Genomic DNA, 17503 nt, shown 5'->3' with positions numbered 1-17503 from the left:
GTGTATAGATATATAACAGTAAAATAGGCGTAAAAGAAAGAGGAGTAAGATCTTTTAAAGAAAAGAGAATGAAAAAATATAAAGACAAAAAAAAGTTCCTATGCCATCGTACGGCGCATATTGACTATCAGCTAATTAATTTAAAAAACATGGTGGCATAATGAAGAACTCACTCAGCCCAATTGCTAAATTCAAAGCTGAGTTGTTCCCAGAGTCCATCCTTCCCTTCGTTCGTTTCTTCTTTTGGATGAGAAACAGACAATCCAATCAAACGGATGGGATGATTAGCATAATCCACTTCTTTCAATAATTGCTTGGCTAAGGGTAATATAATATCCAATTTATCCATTTTCTGACTTTGAGTAATGCTCCTCGTTATCTGTCGAAAATCATGAAATTTTATTTTCAAGGTTAGAGTATTTCCTTTAAAGTTAGAGCGCTCTAATCTTCCCATCAGTTCTTTTGCTACATGATATAACTCAATGATAACCGAAGAATCTTTTGAGATATCCTTCAGAAATGTGGTTTCACACCCTACGGATTTTCGAATGCGGACTGCTTCTACCTGCCGCAAGTCTATACCTCTGGCAAAATCATAATAGATGGTTCCCGCTTTTCCAAAATGGCGTATCAACATCTCTAAAGAACAGTTTCTAAGGGTAGTCCCATCATGAATACCTAAACTATGCATCCGTTTGGATGTAACGGGTCCTACTCCCCAGAACGATTCGATAGGCAAAGAAGCAATAAAATCTAATGCCTGACTGGGATGAATGGTACATAATCCATCCGGCTTTCGTCTGTCAGAAGCAATCTTTGCCAGGAATTTATTGTAAGATACTCCGGCAGAAGCCACCAGGTTTAGTTCTTGGCGAATGCGCATCTTTATCTCTCTGGCAATATCCACTGCCAGTTCAATACCTTTCTTATTCTCTGTAACATCCAGAAAAGCTTCATCTAACGAAAGCGGCTCTATGATGTCTGTATAATCATGAAAAATCTCATGAATCTGCCGAGATACCTCTTTATATACACTCATGCGACCAGGAATAAAAATAAGATCCGGACATAATTTCTTTGCTTTTAAAGAAGGCATGGCCGAACGCACTCCATAGGTACGAGCTTCATAGCTGGCAGCAGCTACTACTCCCCGCTCCTCCGAATAGCCTACTGCGATAGGTTTTCCCCGAAGTTCCGAATTATCACGCTGTTCTACCGAAGCATAGAAAGCGTCCATATCTACGTGAATGATTTTACGACCGGTCATATATGATTAGTGAATCAAAAATACAAAAGATTAAAGAAGCAACCTAATGATTGAGAAACTGTTTTTAGAAACCGCTTTGAATTTCATTGAGGTTACTTTTGCATTCATAACCTACAGGTAATTAGTTTTAGGTAGGAAAATACAGGCAAATACCTACAAATAGGTATTCATCACTACCCAAATATACCCTACTTTTACGCAGCAAAAAAACAAATCATTTTTAGAATGGATACAATTATTCAGTGTGACAATATAACGCACTATTACGGGCGAAAATTAATATACAAGAATCTAAATTTCGAAGTTAAAAAAGGAAAGATTTTAGGGCTACTTGGTAAAAATGGTACAGGAAAAACAACCATTATCAATATTCTCAACGGATATCTCAAACCACAATCCGGTATATGCAGAATATTTGGAGAAGACATGGAAAACTTCACTCCTGCCACCAAAGCCCGTATCGGCTTGCTGCTCGAAGGGCATATTCAGCATACTTATTTCAACATCGAACAGATTGAACGGTTTTACAGTCGTTTCTTCCCGAACTGGAAAAGAGATGCGTATTACGAATTGTTGAAAAAACTTCAGGTAACGCGTACTCAGAAAATCAGTACCATGTCTTGCGGACAACGCTCGCAAATAGCCTTGGGATTGCTCTTTGCACAAGACCCTGAACTATTGATACTCGACGATTTCTCGATGGGGCTCGACCCCGGCTATCGCCGTTTGTTTGTAGAATACCTGAAAGAGTATGCCACAGCCGAGAATAAAACAATTTTTCTGACCTCGCATATCATACAAGATATGGAGATGCTGATTGACGACTGCATGATTCTGGATTACGGCCGAATCCTTTTGCATAAACCCACCAAGCATATAGTGGACAACTTCAAACGGTATCGCTTTACATCAGAGAGTTGCAGCATCAAGGAAAACGAAAATCTGTGGAATACCGAAAAAATAGGAAACAACTGGGAAACCTATTCTTTCCAACCCAAAGAAGAGGTGGAACAATTACTGTCGCCCTATAGCATCTCCAACCTAAAAGAAGAAGAAATATCTCTGGAAGATGCTTTTATTGGACTGACGGGGAAATATTGAGTTTGGAGTTTGAGTTTGGAGTTTATAGTTTTTAGTTTATAGTTTTGAGTTTATAGTTTGTAGTTTATGGAGGGGGGGGTAAGTTTTTAGTCTGTAGGTAAATGCTTATAATTAATCCGTATGACAAACAGCCTGAACCAACGGTCGGCGAAGTTAAAGGCAGGATACTTTATATGGAGGTACTGCCTTTCAGGTTAAAACATAAAAACCATAACCCCAAAAAACCATAACCCCCAAAAACTATAAACCCAAAACCCATAAACTCAAAACTATAAACTTAAAAACTATAAACTATAAACCCAAAACCCATAAACCTATAAACTCAAAAACTATAAACTATAAACTCAAAACCTATAAACTCAAACAACATGATTCAAGCCTTATTCTATAAAGAGTGGACAAAAACCAAACGTATTACCCTGTTAGTGGCAATTCTACTTGTGGCACTACTTATTTATACGTTTATCAGTACTGCACAAATGTTTCGTGTGGGAGGTGCGGTGTCAACCTTAACAAACATTTTGTTGAAAGATATGCCCATACTTCCTCCTTTCCTGAAGTGGTTTCCGTTGCTAACCGGAATCTTAATTGGGTTAGTGCAATTCATACCCGAAATGACCGACAAGCGAATGAAGCTAACGCTGCACCTGCCACTACCGGAAACAAAAATTCTGTCGGCCATGCTATTATACGGGCTTACAACGCTACTTACACTCTACGTTTTCATGTATGCAGTGCTGGCGTTGGGGCTGCAAGTATATTACCCGGCAGAAATCATAGTGTCCACCACCTGGCAATTGCTCCCCTGGCTTCTGGGAGGCATCATTAGTTATTTATTTGCTGCGTGGATATGCTTTGAGCCTATATGGCGCTACCGGATATTCAACATTCTGGGAGCTGTTGGCGCACTATCGTGGTTCTATCTCGACGGCAAACCGGGCATTTATATCTACTTCGTGCCCTGCCTGATGCTTCTGGTTATAGCCGCATTTTATTTCCCATTCTACTCCGCAGCCCGTTTTAAAGATGGCGCACAGTAATTTAACGTTTAAGAAAAGCTAATAATATACTTCAAGAACAATGAAATTCAAGAACAACATATACTACATCATTCTCATATTCTTCACACTGATTGGAGTATGGGCAATTCCTTCATTGGTGAAAAAAGCAACCTATTCGCCGGATAGCTACCTCTTTGTTTATTATGGTGCCATACTGAAAGATCTTGGTATTATAGACTATAAAGATAAAAAGATGCCGCTAACCGATATGCAAGGCAACAGATACACAACAGCAGAGTTCGACTCGCTGATGCCGCTGCTTAACTTCCGGCAGTTGATGTCAGACGGCCGCCTGCCCGATAGCATTGGCGGATATGAGGTTACCCCTCCGCTGCTGAGATCTAAATCGGTGGTGTTCAGATACAACCCCGTTGAACTACAAACCCCTACAACAGGGCTATACTTTCTTTTTGAATCGATGCCTAAAAGAGTAGGGCTCGAAATGCCGGAAGACTTATTCCGATTGAAGAATAAAATAGAATTTATAGACGATAAAACCAATACGGTGCTCCAAGAAAAGAGCAAACAGTTTCAGCAAGCACTGGAAAAAGAAGGCTATGCCTTTCCGGCTCAATGGGCATCCGGAAACCCGAATCCTCGCAAAGCATACGACGAGGGTTACTTCAGCCTGGATGCCAAAGGAAACCTGTTTCATATAAAGATGGTAAACAACCGCCCGTTTGTAAGAAACACCGGGGTGGGCAGCCTGATAGATGTGGCACACTTCTCGATGCTCGAAGCTGCCGACAAACGTTTCTACGGGTTTATTCTCAGCAAAGCAGGCAACGTTTATATCTTAGAGGGCAACGACGGGAAGTACGAACCGCTGAAGCTCGATATGCCTTCCATCGACATACATCAAGACCAGATTAGCATTATGGGAAACCTGCTTCACTGGACCGTTTGGGTTACCACCCCCGAAGCTCGCTTCTATCATGGACTGGATGCCCAAACGCTGAAACAGATTGCCACCTACAGTGTAAAGAGAAGTTGCAACAACTGGGACAGGGCTTCGCAATGGCTATTCCCCTATTATCTGACTTTCGAGAAACCTAATAGCGACTATATCTCTCCGCAATTCCATTTCACGGGAGCCTGCGGACTGATTGTGAATGCCTTACTGGCCATTGTTATCTGTGTATTCTTCTCTCGCAGCAGAAACAAAAAGATTTTCAATGCGCTCTTTGTATTGCTCACAGGAGTCGCAGGTTTTGTATCCTTACTTATATTACCCAACTTTAGAAAATAACAATCAAATGAAAAATTTAGTATTGATGACTGTAGCTGTTTTTTGCTTAACAGCTTGTGGAAACAAAAAAGCAGAACAAGGTACACAAGTACCGGTAGAAGAAACAGCCAAAGCAAATGACGTGGCGAGTTATAAACTCGATCAACTTTTAACCGAAGCCGAACAGTTGATTGATAAAACCGTAACCGTGCGTGGGTTTGTTACGCATACCTGCAAGCATTCCGGTAAACGTTGCTTTATCATAGGCGACGATCAAAAAACAACCATGCGCATAGAAGCCAAAGGAGAAATAGGTGGTTTCAACCGCGAATTGATTGGTTCCGAACTGGCTATTACAGGTGTTCTGAAAGAACGTCGCTTATCTAAAGAGTATCTGGAGCAATACGAAAAAGACGTAAACGACAAGAAAGCCAAAGAAGACGGCTCTGCCGAAACGTGCGAAGCCGAGCTCAGCAATATTCAAGGTATGCGCGACTGGATGAAAGAGCATAACAAAGATTATTATTCAACCTATTATATGGATGGAGAACGCTATGACATTGTCGAATAATAACCCTCCAAAGAAAACGGGCAACAAGGTTGCCCGTTGGCTACGTATCATTCACCGCGATTTGGGCTTCCTGATGGTAGGCCTTTGTTTGGTATATGGCATTTCGGGCTCTTTGCTGAATCACATGAACGGTAAAGACCCGGCTTTTAAAACAACAGAAGCCTCTCTGCAACTGGATAAAGAACTGACCAACGAAGAACTAACCGTGCTTTGGGCCGACAAGAAACTGCCTGAATTAAAAAGGGTACTGGCAATAGACGATGTTCACTCTCGCCTGATGCTCAACGGAGGGATTGGTGTTTATAATTCAGCCACCGGTTTAGTAGACTATGAGCTGCACTCCAAGAATGAATTTATTTATTGGATCAATAAACTGCATTATAACAAAGTGAAAGGATGGAGTTTTATGGCCGACCTTTTTGCTTTCTCACTGATCTTCTTTGCCGTTTCCGGTTTGTTTATCGTGAAAGGTAAACACGGAATTGCACGCAGAGGGAAATGGTATTTACTGGCAGGACTGGTTATTCCGGTGGTTTATATCTTTCTGGCTTAAAACGTACATCCTATTACAAGGTTAACGACATTCTGCTTATCTCCTGCGAGGTAACGAATGTCTGATGCCTTGGTTAAACTGTAGCTTACTTTGGCATACCCTTTTACTTCGGTGTTGAACTGACGGGAGTACTTAAATCCAACCCGACCACTGAATCTACTATTTGTCAGATATTCATATTCCCGATGAAGATAATCATCTGAATTTCGGGGAGCAGTTTGACTATCGGATGGAGTAGCATATAATCCATCTTCCTTCTCCGTACCTCCACCCGAAAGGTAGGAGATGCCTAACGAAAACGAATACATATCTTTTGCTTTCATCACGTTTCGGGTTGCAGCTACATGGTATTCGGTATTGTGAATGGTTTGTTTACGATAATAAGGATACACCGATGCTGTTTTTTCCCGATTGAAGTATTGCATACTTCCAACTAAAGTCCAGCGTGGGTTAAAGTCGGTAACACTCAAATTAGCGGTATATTGCAGCTTACCGCTAAATGTTTCTTTCTTGCCAACATGGATAGGGTCGTAATAAACAATCACAGAGTTGCCTACCGATCCTGTTTCCGAACGAAATGTATTTTGGTTGTTCTCCAGCTCTTCCCTATTTAAGTGTACACGAAGTTGGTGATGATGTTTCTTCTGTTTCAAAGATAAAACGCCGGTATACTCCAAAGCACTGCCATCGTGTTCGCTATACACAATAGTCGAAGGAGAGCGTTTTCCGTAATACCCATCGCGCAATTTATAAGTAAACTCATTAAAAAAACTTATCTGAGGAGTGATTTGAATGTTGACCTGCAAACTACCACCATTATACTCATTGAACAGGGGTTTCTCGTCTTTCTCTTCGACATATCCTCCTTCTCCGGTTTCGGTTACACCATAAAAAGCACCATAATCAATTAAAGAGGTGTATATTTTATCAGTTGTGCCATATCTGCCAAACTCAATACCTTCGGTGCTTCGGCGATAGAAATAATTAGCCCCTACTTCAATATGTTTATTTATACGGTAGCTTAACCCCATAGTAAGATACATATCGAGTAGTTTGTTCTTGTGCCGCAAATCTTTAAACTTAGCATAATTAGCAGCTTTGTAGTCTATCTTTCCGGCCAGAGTCAGGTTGTTGAGCAAGTCGCCACTTACGGCTCCAACCAAATGATATGTTTCTTTTTCTTTCTCGCCCCGGTTCTCGTCAGAGTATTCTACTATGTCAAACGGATTGGAATACGGATCAATAAAAGCAGAGCCACCCATGTTCTTACCTTTAAAGTAATTGTAGTTCATCATTCCATAAAACGTCACACGGGGCATCAATCGGTAATACGATTCAACCCGAGCCCCAAGTTCATAACTATTATCAGATTGATAGTAATTGGTGAACTTGCCGTTTTGCTTGTTTGCATACAATTCGGCTATGGAGGTTTTCTCTATCGGCAGATACCTTAATCCGGCGGCGTTATAAGCGGTTAGCCATGCTTCCGACTGCTTTAGGTAAGAGAAATCAATCCACTGAGTGTTCTGCGCTGTTACAGCGGCGGAGTAAAACACTCCGCCAAGCAGTAACAGTTGTAATATTCTTTTTTTTCCTGACATATTTATCATCAAACGGTTAAAACCCTTAATCTTTCAACGAAGCTTGCGAACGTTGGTGAAAGTCGTTTGTAGAGTTATTAGTATCCTTATATATGATTTTCGCACCTGCTTTCAGTGAAGCCTCAGCATCAATGCCACTGGGGTCGGTGGTAACAGTGCCATCCGGATATATAGTACCTTTGTTGTAGCCATATACAAGCAATTCGGCATTTCCTTCGATAGCTTCTGTAGCCTCTTTGTCGACGTTGCGATAGGATGTATAGCCGTATTTATTAGCCAGAAAAACATAACCGCCATCTACGACCGAAGATAAACGTTTTCTGTTGGGATTATTATTGCCCGGATCTGTAGTAAATACCTCCACAGCATCCAATACCCATTCTACAGGTACTTTACGACGAATATGTGAAGAAACTTCTTCTTCACCCGGATAGCTAACATTATCAGGATCTTTGGCAAATGCAACAGGGGTAGTACCTTCTATTTTAAAAATAAAGAAAGCCGGTGATGTTGTGCTTAGCGCTGCCCAAGCCCCACCCAATCCATAGCGAACTGCAGAGAAATAATGATCTGTTGGAATTCCTTCAAATGGCGTTGGGTAGTAATTAGTTAAATGATACTGTTCTATATCATAAGTACAGTAATATTTTTCGTTCGCTAAATTAACTGAATTAGTATAAGTCGGGGTGTGGTCTATAGCACCATTTAGTGCAATAACAACCTGACTGTAAGGGGCAATCGTCAACTTGCTTGAAAGATACCAGATTCCATGTCCTGCCGGAATCCAGCCTGCGTTTTCATAAGCCAAATTTCCTTCAGCATCATAATCTTTATTAGCAGAGTTTGAATTAAATGGAGTTGTTGCTCCTAAGCAGAGGTTCTCTAATTCAGCTACTAAGTCTGAATTGTTATATAGAACAACATATTTATCTATTTGAAACACTTTATTCCCGTCATTGTCTTGGCATCCACCAACATACAATTCCTTTATAACCACCTGTCCTGCTCTTGATTCTGTGAAATTCAGTTTAAGAACATCTTCTCCGGTCCAAAGATTGGTGACAACGATATTACTTCTTATTCCATTATATAAATAAACACTGCCGTCAAAAGATCTTTTGTCCGACGCAGACGCTTCATAAATACCGGCAGGAACATTAAATGTAGCTACCCCGGCAGCATTGGAAGTAGCATCATACGATGTTCCGCTACTACTGGTTAGTTTAACTGTAAGTCCTTCAATTGCAGATAGCTCGCTTCCTTCAGGATAAACTAATTGTACCGAAACATCATAGGTTTTATAGCCGTTGTCATCATCGTCGCTACAACCATAGCACAAAAACAATGTGCAAATCAATAGATAAAATAATTTCTTCACTCTTTTTCTTTTTATTAGTTATACAATTTATAATTTCAATCTCAAAGCTAATCCATAATAGAACTTAGGAATGTAAGTGCTATTATAGAGGCTTGATTCTGTGTCATTCCAAGTGTTCTTTATCCGGTTCATATTATTTAGAAAGTTATTGGCATAGAAAGAAATGGAAGCATAGCGCCCTATCTCTTTAGTAATGCTAATATTGGCCGAGAAATAAGATGATATTTTCTGAGGATTAAAGAAGTAGGTAGTGTTTGATTTGACCACCAACTGAGACAGATCGGTATACAAATCCGGGTCATTCTCTTTTGCCCATGCAAAGGTTTCGGCAAAGGGTATTTGCGTATTTGGATCGTTCCAAGAAGTATAGTATAATGGATATACTCTATAGCCCTCTCCATCTTCAAGCACAAACCCTCTGTTTGCTCCATTATACTCGCTCAGGTAGCGTTTGTAGTTGTAAAAACTGCCTTCTATTTTTAGTGAGAATATCAATCGTAATTTGGGTATATGAGTGCTGACAGTCATATTTGCATTAACCTGCTTAGAGAGGCTACCGTTGGATGCACTTGCCGATGATGAGCCACCGGAAGACACCAATTCGGTAGTCGACAATTTATTGGATGACCCTGCGGAAGTGCTTGACCCTGCGTAATAACCCACATATTTATAAGGTTTTCCATCGGTTCCGGTAGCCGATGATGAGGGTATCCAAGCTGTTATGTTCTCATTCAATCCCTTATAATGATAGAAGTTGCCATCTAAACGAATGGATGTCCGTATAGTAGGAATCTCCGGAAAATCAATGCTCCAGTCTACTCCCCATCGCTCGATGGCAGAACCGTTGATGTACATTTTATTAGTCTTATATGTATCACGAGTGGTATAAGCCAATTCCTGATCAGGATGCGTTCCTGTTTTATCCGACACTGTTACAATCCCCGTAGATTGATTGATGGTATAGTTTCTATCTGCCGATGGTATGGGAAATCCTTCTAAAGCCGATTGGGAAGTGAAATTATAAGAATAAGGAGTATATATATTGCTTATAACATAAGGGTCATACGTTTTATTTTTAAATGCCGAGATGGCTATTTTGGTTCCTTTGATTCTGGCTTCCACACCTATTTCGGTTTGTTTGCTATGCTGCCATTTCAAATCCGGGTTATAGATAGCCTGGCTTGGCATGGAGTAATAAGCATAGAAAGTTGTTCCATCGCTCATTGTGCCGGGGGTAAAAGCCAACTTATCCGAGTAAGTAGGAGATGGATAAAGTATACCGAAAGAAGGCAGCTTTACAGCTTTCCCCCAACCACCATATATACTTAAATCTTCAACCACCTTATCTGTTTTCTCCCAAAATGTATACCGGGCACTAAAGCGTGGTGAAAGGCTATGGGCTGTACCATATTCCGAGCCTTTAATGATAGTAATGTCCGAACGTAGGCCGGCAGTCAGTTGAAGTGTTGATAATTCATTAACCGGCAGGGTTACTTTATCTTCCAGATACAAACCAAGATTATTCATATAAGGAACTTCGTTGAGGCGGTACTCGCGCCAAGTAGGAGCATAACGCATATCGTCATAGTAACTACCTTTTCCTTCGTTACCGCTGCGATTAAAGTCGCCACCCAACAGTATTTTGTTTGTAACCTTACCCCATCTGCGCACCCAGTCGGCTTTTAGCTTGGCAGAATAATCTATCGGTTTGCTGTCATAATAGGATAACTGATACCAATATCCGGTAGGCAAAAGAAGAATCGGTGCATGGGGGTTTTCATCATATTTTGTAGCTATAAAGTACCCCTCTTGAGTTGTATGTATGGCCGATTGTGTTGAAGAGCTGCTCTTGTCTACATTCATTTTCGAGAACCTGTCTGCATAACTTGCGCTACCCGATAGTTCCAGATTGGTAATCCACGGTTTATTCAATAGCCAATGCAGCTTGACATTTCCACTAAGTGTGTTATCTTTTCTTTTTGTGTAGTTGTCTTTAAAAGCATCCGGGTCGGCCTTTGAATCAAAGCCACCCATGTTTCCGTTCAAGCCAACTTTAAGAGTAAGAGGAGTATTCTTTGATTTATTCAGGCTTGTGGAGTAATTGATTGACAACGTATTACGGTCGTACGAGGTATATGGAGAAGCTAAGTCGGAAGTCGATTTAGTATATTCCCAACTAACATTTAAAATACCGCCCTTAGCCCCCAAGGCAATTCCTTTATTCAAGCCTATCTGTTTGGTGTTGGGGCGAGTAGAGAACTCGGCAACAAAAGGTGTTTTGCCTTTTCGGGTATTGATCTTCACCATACCACTTGTTAAGTCGCCATATTCTACAGAAGGAATACCGGTTATAACCTCAACCGATTCGATGTTGATAGTGCTAAGGCTTCGTGTATCAAAGCCTTTAATCTCATCAAAAGTGGCATTATTCTGCAAGCGAACACCGTCTACCTCAACAGCCGTGCCAAAAGTGGCATTTCCTAACTCATTGTCAGCACTCCGCAGGGCAAAACGTTTGTCACTTTTTGCCATATTAGGGTTAACAGCAGATTTCCCACCGGGCAAAAGGCTAAGAATATCAGTTGCATTTAAAATTTGTGCATGGTCTAACGTTGTGCGGTCAAGAACGTAAGCTGTTGTTGAATTTGCCGTTTTTAGTTGTGCCGTAACAACAACTTCATCCAAAGAAAGGTTGCTTTCCGGTAGAGAGATGGTAAAATCAGCGATATCTCCATTTATATTCACTTCCCTGTTCACTTTCGCATATCCAAGGCTGGATACCGTGAAAGTCACTTTGCCCGAAGGAATATTCTTTATAACAAATTCTCCCTTTTGGTTGGTTACTGCCCATAATTCGTTTTCAGGAAGAAATACAGTAGCAAACTCAATCGGGCTATGATCTTTTTGACTAATAACCCTGCCGCCTACAGTGTAATGTTGACTAAAAGCAAATTGAAAAACACATAGAGCTATAATAACCAGCAAACATTTTTTCATAAAGAGATACAGTTATAGTGGTGCAAAGTTCGCTATAAAGAAAAGGGAATGCAATCACCATATTTAGGTAATAGAAGATATACTAATCGCCATTTTTAGGTATTGCCATAAATTAAGGTGGGAAAAAGCTGCGCACAACAAGAAAGTGTATTTTTTACGCAAACTATTTGGCTGTTCCGATTTTTATCCCGTACTTTGTTTGCGTAAATAATACACTAATACTAAAGATTGAATAGAAATGACTCTACAGAATCAATACATTTATGAATATCCTCGTCCGGCGGTAACTACCGATTGCGTTATTTTCGGTTTCGACGAAGGTGAACTAAAGGTTCTTTTGATAGAAAGGGGTATTGAACCATTTCTGGGAAAATGGGCACTCCCCGGAGGGTTTATCGATATGAATGAAGACGCGGAAGCTTGTTCGAGGCGTATTCTACATAAAGAAACCGGACTGGAAAATATATTCATGGAACAACTCTATACGTTTACGTCTGTAGAGCGCGACCCTCGTTACCGGGTTATCAGCATCACTTATTATGCATTGGTGAAACGTTCGGACTATAACGCCATTGCCGGATTGGATACAACCACCGTTCGATGGTTTGCCCTGAGCGAAGTTCCCGAACTGGCTTTCGACCATAAAGCAATTCTGGATACGGCCAAAGAGCGCTTAAAAGGAAAAATTAAATACCAGCCCATCGGGTTTGAGTTACTTCCCGAACGGTTTACAATGCCTGAACTGCATCGACTTTATGAAACAATACTGCAGGAAGAACTGGACAGACGTAATTTTCGTAAGAAGATGCTTTCTTTCGACATCTTGGTAGACACAGGCGAAGTGCAACGAGGAGCGCAAAACCGGGCACCAAAGCTTTACTGTTTCGACAAACAAAAGTATGATGAATTAACGCAAAAAGGATTTTATTTTGAATTGTAATCAAAGCAACTTAACAAACACAGTATGATGACAAATTTAAACAACCTATTCGACAGAGGAATGGAATTGCACTATATTGCCAATACGGCTTATCCGTTAACTCCTACTTCGGTCAGAGAATATGCCATTAAAGGGGAAGAGGCCGTTAACGCTTTTTTAGCCCAAGAGTATAAACAAATAAACGAGTTATGCCTTTATGTTCATATACCTTTCTGCAAAACAAGATGCAAATTCTGTGAGTATGTAGTAGTATCCGGTAGTGAGGCCGAACTAAAAGATAAATACCTGGATGCCGTTCTTAAAGAAATTGAATTGTATAGCGAAATAGTAGGGAATGACACACGTATTCTCGGCTTTGATATCGGGGGAGGCACTCCCACCGAATTGGGAGCAGCGCGAATTGAGAAAATAACTAATAAGCTATTAAACACATTCAACCTGACAGACGAAATAAGCTGGTCTATCGAAACAACTCCTTACAACGCCATACATAAGTTCGATGAACTGAAAGATATACGCGAACTGGGGTTCCGCCGGCTAAGCATGGGTGTGCAAACCATAAATAAAGATTTACTCAGAAAGATGGAACGCGAAGGCGATACCCTACTCTACCGACGGGCTGTAGAAGCCATACGCAAAGCCGGGTTCAAACAATTTAACGTCGATTTAATGTATGGATTCAAAGAACAATCGATAGAAGACTTTGAAAGTACAGTTGAATATGCCGTTTCGCTCTTTCCGGAATACATTACGCTTTATGAAATGAGGTATAAACTTACCCAGATAGCAACAGATGCTTTTGACGTGACCAGAGCCAAAGTAAACCAACAATACCGGATTGCGTATGAGATATTGACCCAAAACGGTTATAAAGCCAATTATGGGAAAAATACTTTCAGCCGCATTGCCAACGATCATGGTACCAGCGATTATCTGACCCATCGGGTAATAAACGCCACTCCATATCTCGGCTTGGGAGCAGGTGCTCAATCTTTGGGGTTAAACTATCTGGCATACAATCAGGGAGCGGCCACCAAGAGTATTCTGAAATACATAAGCAATATTGAAAAGGGCATCTTCCCCATTCAGGATATCTACCAGCTTCCCGAAGAAGAGATGATGGCTAAAGCACTATCCGTAATGTTCTATTTTGGGTTTGTAAACTTGAAAGCCTTTAAGCAAAGGTTCAACAAAGAATTTATAAATGTATTTGAAAAAGAAATTGATTATCTGAAACAATGGAACTTAGCAGAGATAGACGATAATCAGTTTACCGTAACCAAAAACGGAATGGATCATTTAAGTGGGGTTATTCCCATGTTTTACTCAGAAAGAAGTAAGAATGAGTTAATGACTATGAACATTGAAAAAGTATTAAAGTAAAATGAAAACAACACACGCTACCTACAACATCAATTGGTTGCTCGAAAAAGTAAATCAAGGAGAAAATATAAGTTACTTATTCTTTTGGGGCCACACCAACCCCAAAGATGGTATCACCACCAAATCCTGTTTCAGCCAATGGTATCCAAGCCCATTTACAGTGGAAGGCACTCGTTACGACACTGCCGAACACTGGATGATGGCTAAAAAAGCCGAACTATTTGGAGATAAAGAGGTGCTTGAAGGAATACTGAAAGCCTCTACTCCCCATAATGCCAAAAACCTTGGACGTAAGGTTCGTAACTTCGACCCTCAAACCTGGGATGAGAACTGTTTTAGTATTGTCTGTGAAGGGAATTATCACAAATTCTCACAACATTCGGATTTGAAAACATTTCTATTGAACACTGATGAAAAAGTATTGGTAGAAGCCAGTCCTATGGATAAAATCTGGGGAATTGGTATGGGGGAAAACAATAAAAATGCTTCCAACCCGAATCTTTGGAAAGGAGTTAATCTTTTAGGATTTGCATTGATGGAGGTAAGAGATAGGTTAAAAAGCAGCAAAAGTATACTTGCTTAGCACTCAACAAATTGTAATCATGAGAAATAAATTAATACACAGTGCTTTATTCGGTCTTGCGATAGGCGATGCAATAGGAGTTCCTGTGGAGTTTAAAGATAGAAGATTCCTGAAAGAGAATCCAGTAACAGATATGACAGGCTATGGAACCCACAACCAACCAGTAGGAACCTGGTCAGATGATAGTTCACTTACATTCTGTTTAGCAGAAGCACTTACAGAAGGTTATAGTTTAAAACAAATAGCTAATAATTTCATCAATTGGTATGAACAAGGTTATTGGACTCCGCATGGAATAGTTTTTGACGTAGGAATTGCAACATCACAGGCAATACACAGACTGAAGATGGGTCTGAACCCAATTATAGCAGGCGGAGCAGATGAATTTGATAATGGAAATGGCTCTTTGATGCGAATATTACCACTACTATTCCACATAAAAGATATGAGTATAGAAGAAAGATTTCAATATGTCAACAATGTTTCATCTCTTACTCATCGTCACATAAGAGCTATCTTAGGCTGCTTCATCTATATAGAGTTTGCTTTACAGTTACTAAAGGGTAAAGATAAATTTGAAGCTTTTCTTCGAACTAAAGATATTATAAATGATTTTTTAAATAATAATCCGATTTGTTCAGACAATGAAATAAATAAATATCATCGAATCTTAGTGAATCCTATTGGCAACTATGGAATTAAACCCATTTATGAATATCCAGAAGATGAAATAGCCTTATCTGGTTATATAGTACATAGCCTTGAAGCTGCTTTATGGTGTATATTCAAAGAGGACACCTTAGAAAAGACTATACTAAGGGCAGTTAATCTGGGTAATGATACAGATACCACCGCAGCCATCGCAGGAGGGCTGGCCGGATTACTTTATGGATTTGATGCAATACCACAAAAATGGATCAATCAATTAGTACGAAAAGATGATATTTTTGACTTATGCAACAGATTGGAAAAAAGCTACAACAATGAAACAATATGAAATAAGAGCCGATTACGATCGAGACACCATAGTAGTTTATCAGGCATACCGCAAAGAGATAGCTTTGCCTGCCATTCGAGATAAAAAATTTAGTTCCCCACCCTTCTCATATACCCGTATGACGTGGATTAAACCTTCATTCCTTTGGATGATGGAGCGCTCGGGATATGGACGAAAAAGTGGACAGGAGTATATTCTTGCTATTCGCATCAAACGCTCTGCTTGGGAAAAAGCTCTTTCACAAGCTGTGCTCACTCACCCTCAAGAAGGAGTGTACACCAGTGGAGAGGAATGGAAAGAGAAAATGGAGAATACCACTGTCAATGTACAATGGGACCCCGAACGAAATCTCCGGGGTGGTAAATTAGAGTATCGTTCGATACAAGTTGGCATCAGCCGCCATCTCATTAAAGAATATAATGAAGAGTGGATTGTTGATATTCAGGACTATACCCCATTAACAAACAAAATATATGATTTGCGAATGCAAGGAGGGCACGACAAAGCAAAGGAACTACTACCAAAAGAGAAGGTGTATCCTGTATCGGAAGAAATTAAAAGAAATTTAGGAATGGATTAAGAAACAATTTTGGATTTTATTTATGAAACAAATTATATACCTTAAAGGCGATGCCACCTCCCCTCAAGCAAGCGGAGCCAAAATTATTGCTCACATCTGCAACGACATTGGTGGTTGGGGAAAAGGTTTTGTGCTGGCCATTTCCAAACGCTGGCCTGAACCGGAAAAGGACTATCGGGAATGGCACAGAAAGCGGTCTGAAAATGATTTTGCATTAGGCAACATACAACTCACCCAGGTGGAACCCTACATTTACATAGCCAATATGATTGGGCAACGTGGTATTAAAACGGGACGTAGTACAGGTGTACCCATTCGATATGAGGCCGTTGAATCTTGTTTGGAAAAGCTGGCAAAGGAAGCTATCCAACTAAAGGCAAGTGTACATATACCTCGTATTGGCTGTGGATTGGCAGGTGGCAAGTGGGAAAGAATAGAACCGCTTATTATAAATACATTAATAAGAAATGAGATAGACGTATATGTATATGACTTTTAATTAAGAAAACTATCATGAATGAAAATACTAAAAAGAAAATAGGAAAGTTCATTAGCCTTATATTAAGGCATGAACCGCAAAAGATCGGATTAAAACTGGACTCTAATGGATGGGCAGACGTAGATGAACTTATCTCGAAATGTGCTCGCCATCGAATGAGTTTTACCCGGAAAGAACTGCAAGAGATAGTAGACACCAACGACAAAAAACGCTATACCCTTAGCGAAGATGGCAAAAGAATCAGAGCCAATCAAGGGCACTCCATTGAGGTAGACCTGAACTTACAGCCTGTTGAGCCACCCGAATTTCTGTATCATGGCACAGCCGACCGCTTTCTTGCTTCTATCAACGAAGAAGGCATCAAGAAAATCAGTCGCCATCATGTGCATTTAAGCAAAGATCAGCAGACGGCTTCAAAAGTTGGTGCGCGTCACGGGCGAACGGTTATTCTTACCATCCTTTCAGGAAAAATGTATCGGGATGGCATAGAATTCTACGTTTCTGAGAATGGAGTTTGGCTGACAGATTATGTTGACCCTAAGTATATTTTGCAATAAACCGGTCTTAAAAAAGGTCAGACCTAACGCTACATTAGGTCGGACCTTTTGAATGATTAAGTCTGACCTTTTGCCCCGTTAGGTCTGACCAAATTAAATTTCACCCACTGACTTATACTGAAAGTGGTTGTCATTTTTTGCTGCTTGTTACTAAACCGGTTGTCACAATATCTTTTTTTCTTCTAAACTGGTTGTCATTCATAACTT

At 40.3% G+C, this 17503-nt stretch carries 16 protein-coding genes; 12 read left to right on the top strand and 4 right to left on the bottom strand.

All coding sequences use genetic code 11. From position 1 onward, the window contains the following. Nucleotides 1–169: 169 nt before the first annotated feature. Nucleotides 170–1267: a DNA polymerase IV gene (dinB, locus tag D0T60_RS17410; protein ID WP_163219562.1), complete on the bottom strand. Its 1098-nt coding sequence runs from the start codon at nt 1265–1267 to the stop codon at nt 170–172. Nucleotides 1268–1492: 225 nt separating this feature from the next. Between dinB and D0T60_RS17405 the strand changes: the two genes are divergently transcribed. The 5 genes from D0T60_RS17405 to D0T60_RS17385 all read left to right on the top strand — a co-directional run bounded on the left by D0T60_RS17405 (nt 1493) and on the right by D0T60_RS17385 (nt 5781). Further along, on the top strand, nt 1493–2368 hold the full coding sequence (locus D0T60_RS17405) for an ABC transporter ATP-binding protein (RefSeq protein ID WP_163219561.1): 876 nt from the start codon (nt 1493–1495) through the stop codon (nt 2366–2368). Nucleotides 2369–2736: 368 nt separating this feature from the next. Next, nucleotides 2737–3408, top strand: coding sequence for a hypothetical protein (locus D0T60_RS17400; protein WP_163219559.1), 672 nt, complete (start codon nt 2737–2739; stop codon nt 3406–3408). A gap of 40 nt (nt 3409–3448) precedes the next feature. After that, complete coding sequence (locus tag D0T60_RS17395) at nt 3449–4678, top strand: DUF4857 domain-containing protein (protein ID WP_163219557.1); 1230 nt, start codon at nt 3449–3451, stop codon at nt 4676–4678. A gap of 7 nt (nt 4679–4685) precedes the next feature. Then, complete coding sequence (locus tag D0T60_RS17390) at nt 4686–5228, top strand: hypothetical protein (protein WP_163219555.1); 543 nt, start codon at nt 4686–4688, stop codon at nt 5226–5228. Continuing rightward, nucleotides 5200–5781 carry a PepSY-associated TM helix domain-containing protein gene (locus tag D0T60_RS17385; RefSeq protein WP_239059595.1) on the top strand — a complete coding sequence of 194 codons (582 nt, stop codon included), beginning with the start codon at nt 5200–5202 and terminating at the stop codon, nt 5779–5781. Before D0T60_RS17390 ends, D0T60_RS17385 begins: the two co-directional genes overlap by 29 nt. Here D0T60_RS17385 and D0T60_RS17380 read toward each other — a convergent pair. Genes D0T60_RS17380 through D0T60_RS17370 form a run of 3 tightly spaced genes read right to left on the bottom strand, consistent with a single transcriptional unit; the run spans nt 5778 to nt 11757 of the window. After that, nucleotides 5778–7382, bottom strand: coding sequence for a DUF6850 family outer membrane beta-barrel protein (locus tag D0T60_RS17380; RefSeq protein WP_239059594.1), 1605 nt, complete (start codon nt 7380–7382; stop codon nt 5778–5780). The genes D0T60_RS17385 and D0T60_RS17380 overlap by 4 nt on opposite strands. Nucleotides 7383–7407: 25 nt before the next feature. Next, nucleotides 7408–8760 (bottom strand): DUF4876 domain-containing protein, encoded by a 1353-nt coding sequence (locus tag D0T60_RS17375; RefSeq protein ID WP_163219553.1) that lies wholly within the window; start codon nt 8758–8760, stop codon nt 7408–7410. A gap of 27 nt (nt 8761–8787) precedes the next feature. Further along, nucleotides 8788–11757 (bottom strand): TonB-dependent receptor, encoded by a 2970-nt coding sequence (locus D0T60_RS17370; protein ID WP_163219551.1) that lies wholly within the window; start codon nt 11755–11757, stop codon nt 8788–8790. A gap of 238 nt (nt 11758–11995) precedes the next feature. Here D0T60_RS17370 and D0T60_RS17365 point away from each other — a divergent pair, with 238 nt between their 5' ends. Genes D0T60_RS17365 through D0T60_RS17335 form a run of 7 tightly spaced genes read left to right on the top strand, consistent with a single transcriptional unit; the run spans nt 11996 to nt 17296 of the window. Further along, on the top strand, nt 11996–12697 hold the full coding sequence (locus D0T60_RS17365) for an NrtR DNA-binding winged helix domain-containing protein (RefSeq protein WP_163219549.1): 702 nt from the start codon (nt 11996–11998) through the stop codon (nt 12695–12697). A 24-nt stretch (nt 12698–12721) separates the two neighbouring features. Further along, on the top strand, nt 12722–14080 hold the full coding sequence (locus D0T60_RS17360; protein ID WP_163219547.1) for a coproporphyrinogen-III oxidase family protein: 1359 nt from the start codon (nt 12722–12724) through the stop codon (nt 14078–14080). A gap of 1 nt (nt 14081) precedes the next feature. Continuing rightward, on the top strand, nt 14082–14663 hold the full coding sequence (locus D0T60_RS17355; RefSeq protein WP_163219545.1) for an NADAR family protein: 582 nt from the start codon (nt 14082–14084) through the stop codon (nt 14661–14663). Nucleotides 14664–14682: 19 nt separating this feature from the next. Beyond that, entirely contained in the window at nt 14683–15660 is a 978-nt protein-coding gene (locus D0T60_RS17350) for an ADP-ribosylglycohydrolase family protein (RefSeq protein WP_163219543.1), read from the top strand. Then, on the top strand, nt 15647–16240 hold the full coding sequence (locus D0T60_RS17345) for a DUF4291 domain-containing protein (protein ID WP_163219541.1): 594 nt from the start codon (nt 15647–15649) through the stop codon (nt 16238–16240). Before D0T60_RS17350 ends, D0T60_RS17345 begins: the two co-directional genes overlap by 14 nt. A 22-nt stretch (nt 16241–16262) precedes the next feature. Then, complete coding sequence (locus D0T60_RS17340; protein WP_163219539.1) at nt 16263–16739, top strand: macro domain-containing protein; 477 nt, start codon at nt 16263–16265, stop codon at nt 16737–16739. Nucleotides 16740–16753: 14 nt separating this feature from the next. Continuing rightward, on the top strand, nt 16754–17296 hold the full coding sequence (locus D0T60_RS17335; RefSeq protein ID WP_163219537.1) for an RNA 2'-phosphotransferase: 543 nt from the start codon (nt 16754–16756) through the stop codon (nt 17294–17296). Nucleotides 17297–17503 lie beyond the last annotated feature (207 nt).

Origin of the sequence: Bacteroides sp. 224 (assembly GCF_010500995.1) — a bacterium.
In the GTDB taxonomy this organism is placed as follows: domain Bacteria; phylum Bacteroidota; class Bacteroidia; order Bacteroidales; family Bacteroidaceae; genus Bacteroides.
Note: the sequence above shows the minus strand (reverse complement) of the source record. Positions and strands in the feature narration are given on the sequence as shown.

Coding starts and splice junctions, on each gene's coding strand:
- D0T60_RS17395 (WP_163219557.1), top strand. CDS start 3,449: ATGAAATTCAAGAACAACATATACTACATCATTCTCATATTCTTCACA.
- D0T60_RS17360 (WP_163219547.1), top strand. CDS start 12,722: ATGATGACAAATTTAAACAACCTATTCGACAGAGGAATGGAATTGCAC.
- dinB (WP_163219562.1), bottom strand. CDS start 1,267: ATGACCGGTCGTAAAATCATTCACGTAGATATGGACGCTTTCTATGCT.
- D0T60_RS17345 (WP_163219541.1), top strand. CDS start 15,647: ATGAAACAATATGAAATAAGAGCCGATTACGATCGAGACACCATAGTA.
- D0T60_RS17350 (WP_163219543.1), top strand. CDS start 14,683: ATGAGAAATAAATTAATACACAGTGCTTTATTCGGTCTTGCGATAGGC.
- D0T60_RS17340 (WP_163219539.1), top strand. CDS start 16,263: ATGAAACAAATTATATACCTTAAAGGCGATGCCACCTCCCCTCAAGCA.
- D0T60_RS17385 (WP_239059595.1), top strand. CDS start 5,200: ATGGAGAACGCTATGACATTGTCGAATAATAACCCTCCAAAGAAAACG.
- D0T60_RS17365 (WP_163219549.1), top strand. CDS start 11,996: ATGACTCTACAGAATCAATACATTTATGAATATCCTCGTCCGGCGGTA.
- D0T60_RS17335 (WP_163219537.1), top strand. CDS start 16,754: ATGAATGAAAATACTAAAAAGAAAATAGGAAAGTTCATTAGCCTTATA.
- D0T60_RS17355 (WP_163219545.1), top strand. CDS start 14,082: ATGAAAACAACACACGCTACCTACAACATCAATTGGTTGCTCGAAAAA.
- D0T60_RS17370 (WP_163219551.1), bottom strand. CDS start 11,757: ATGAAAAAATGTTTGCTGGTTATTATAGCTCTATGTGTTTTTCAATTT.
- D0T60_RS17400 (WP_163219559.1), top strand. CDS start 2,737: ATGATTCAAGCCTTATTCTATAAAGAGTGGACAAAAACCAAACGTATT.
- D0T60_RS17380 (WP_239059594.1), bottom strand. CDS start 7,382: ATGTCAGGAAAAAAAAGAATATTACAACTGTTACTGCTTGGCGGAGTG.
- D0T60_RS17405 (WP_163219561.1), top strand. CDS start 1,493: ATGGATACAATTATTCAGTGTGACAATATAACGCACTATTACGGGCGA.
- D0T60_RS17390 (WP_163219555.1), top strand. CDS start 4,686: ATGAAAAATTTAGTATTGATGACTGTAGCTGTTTTTTGCTTAACAGCT.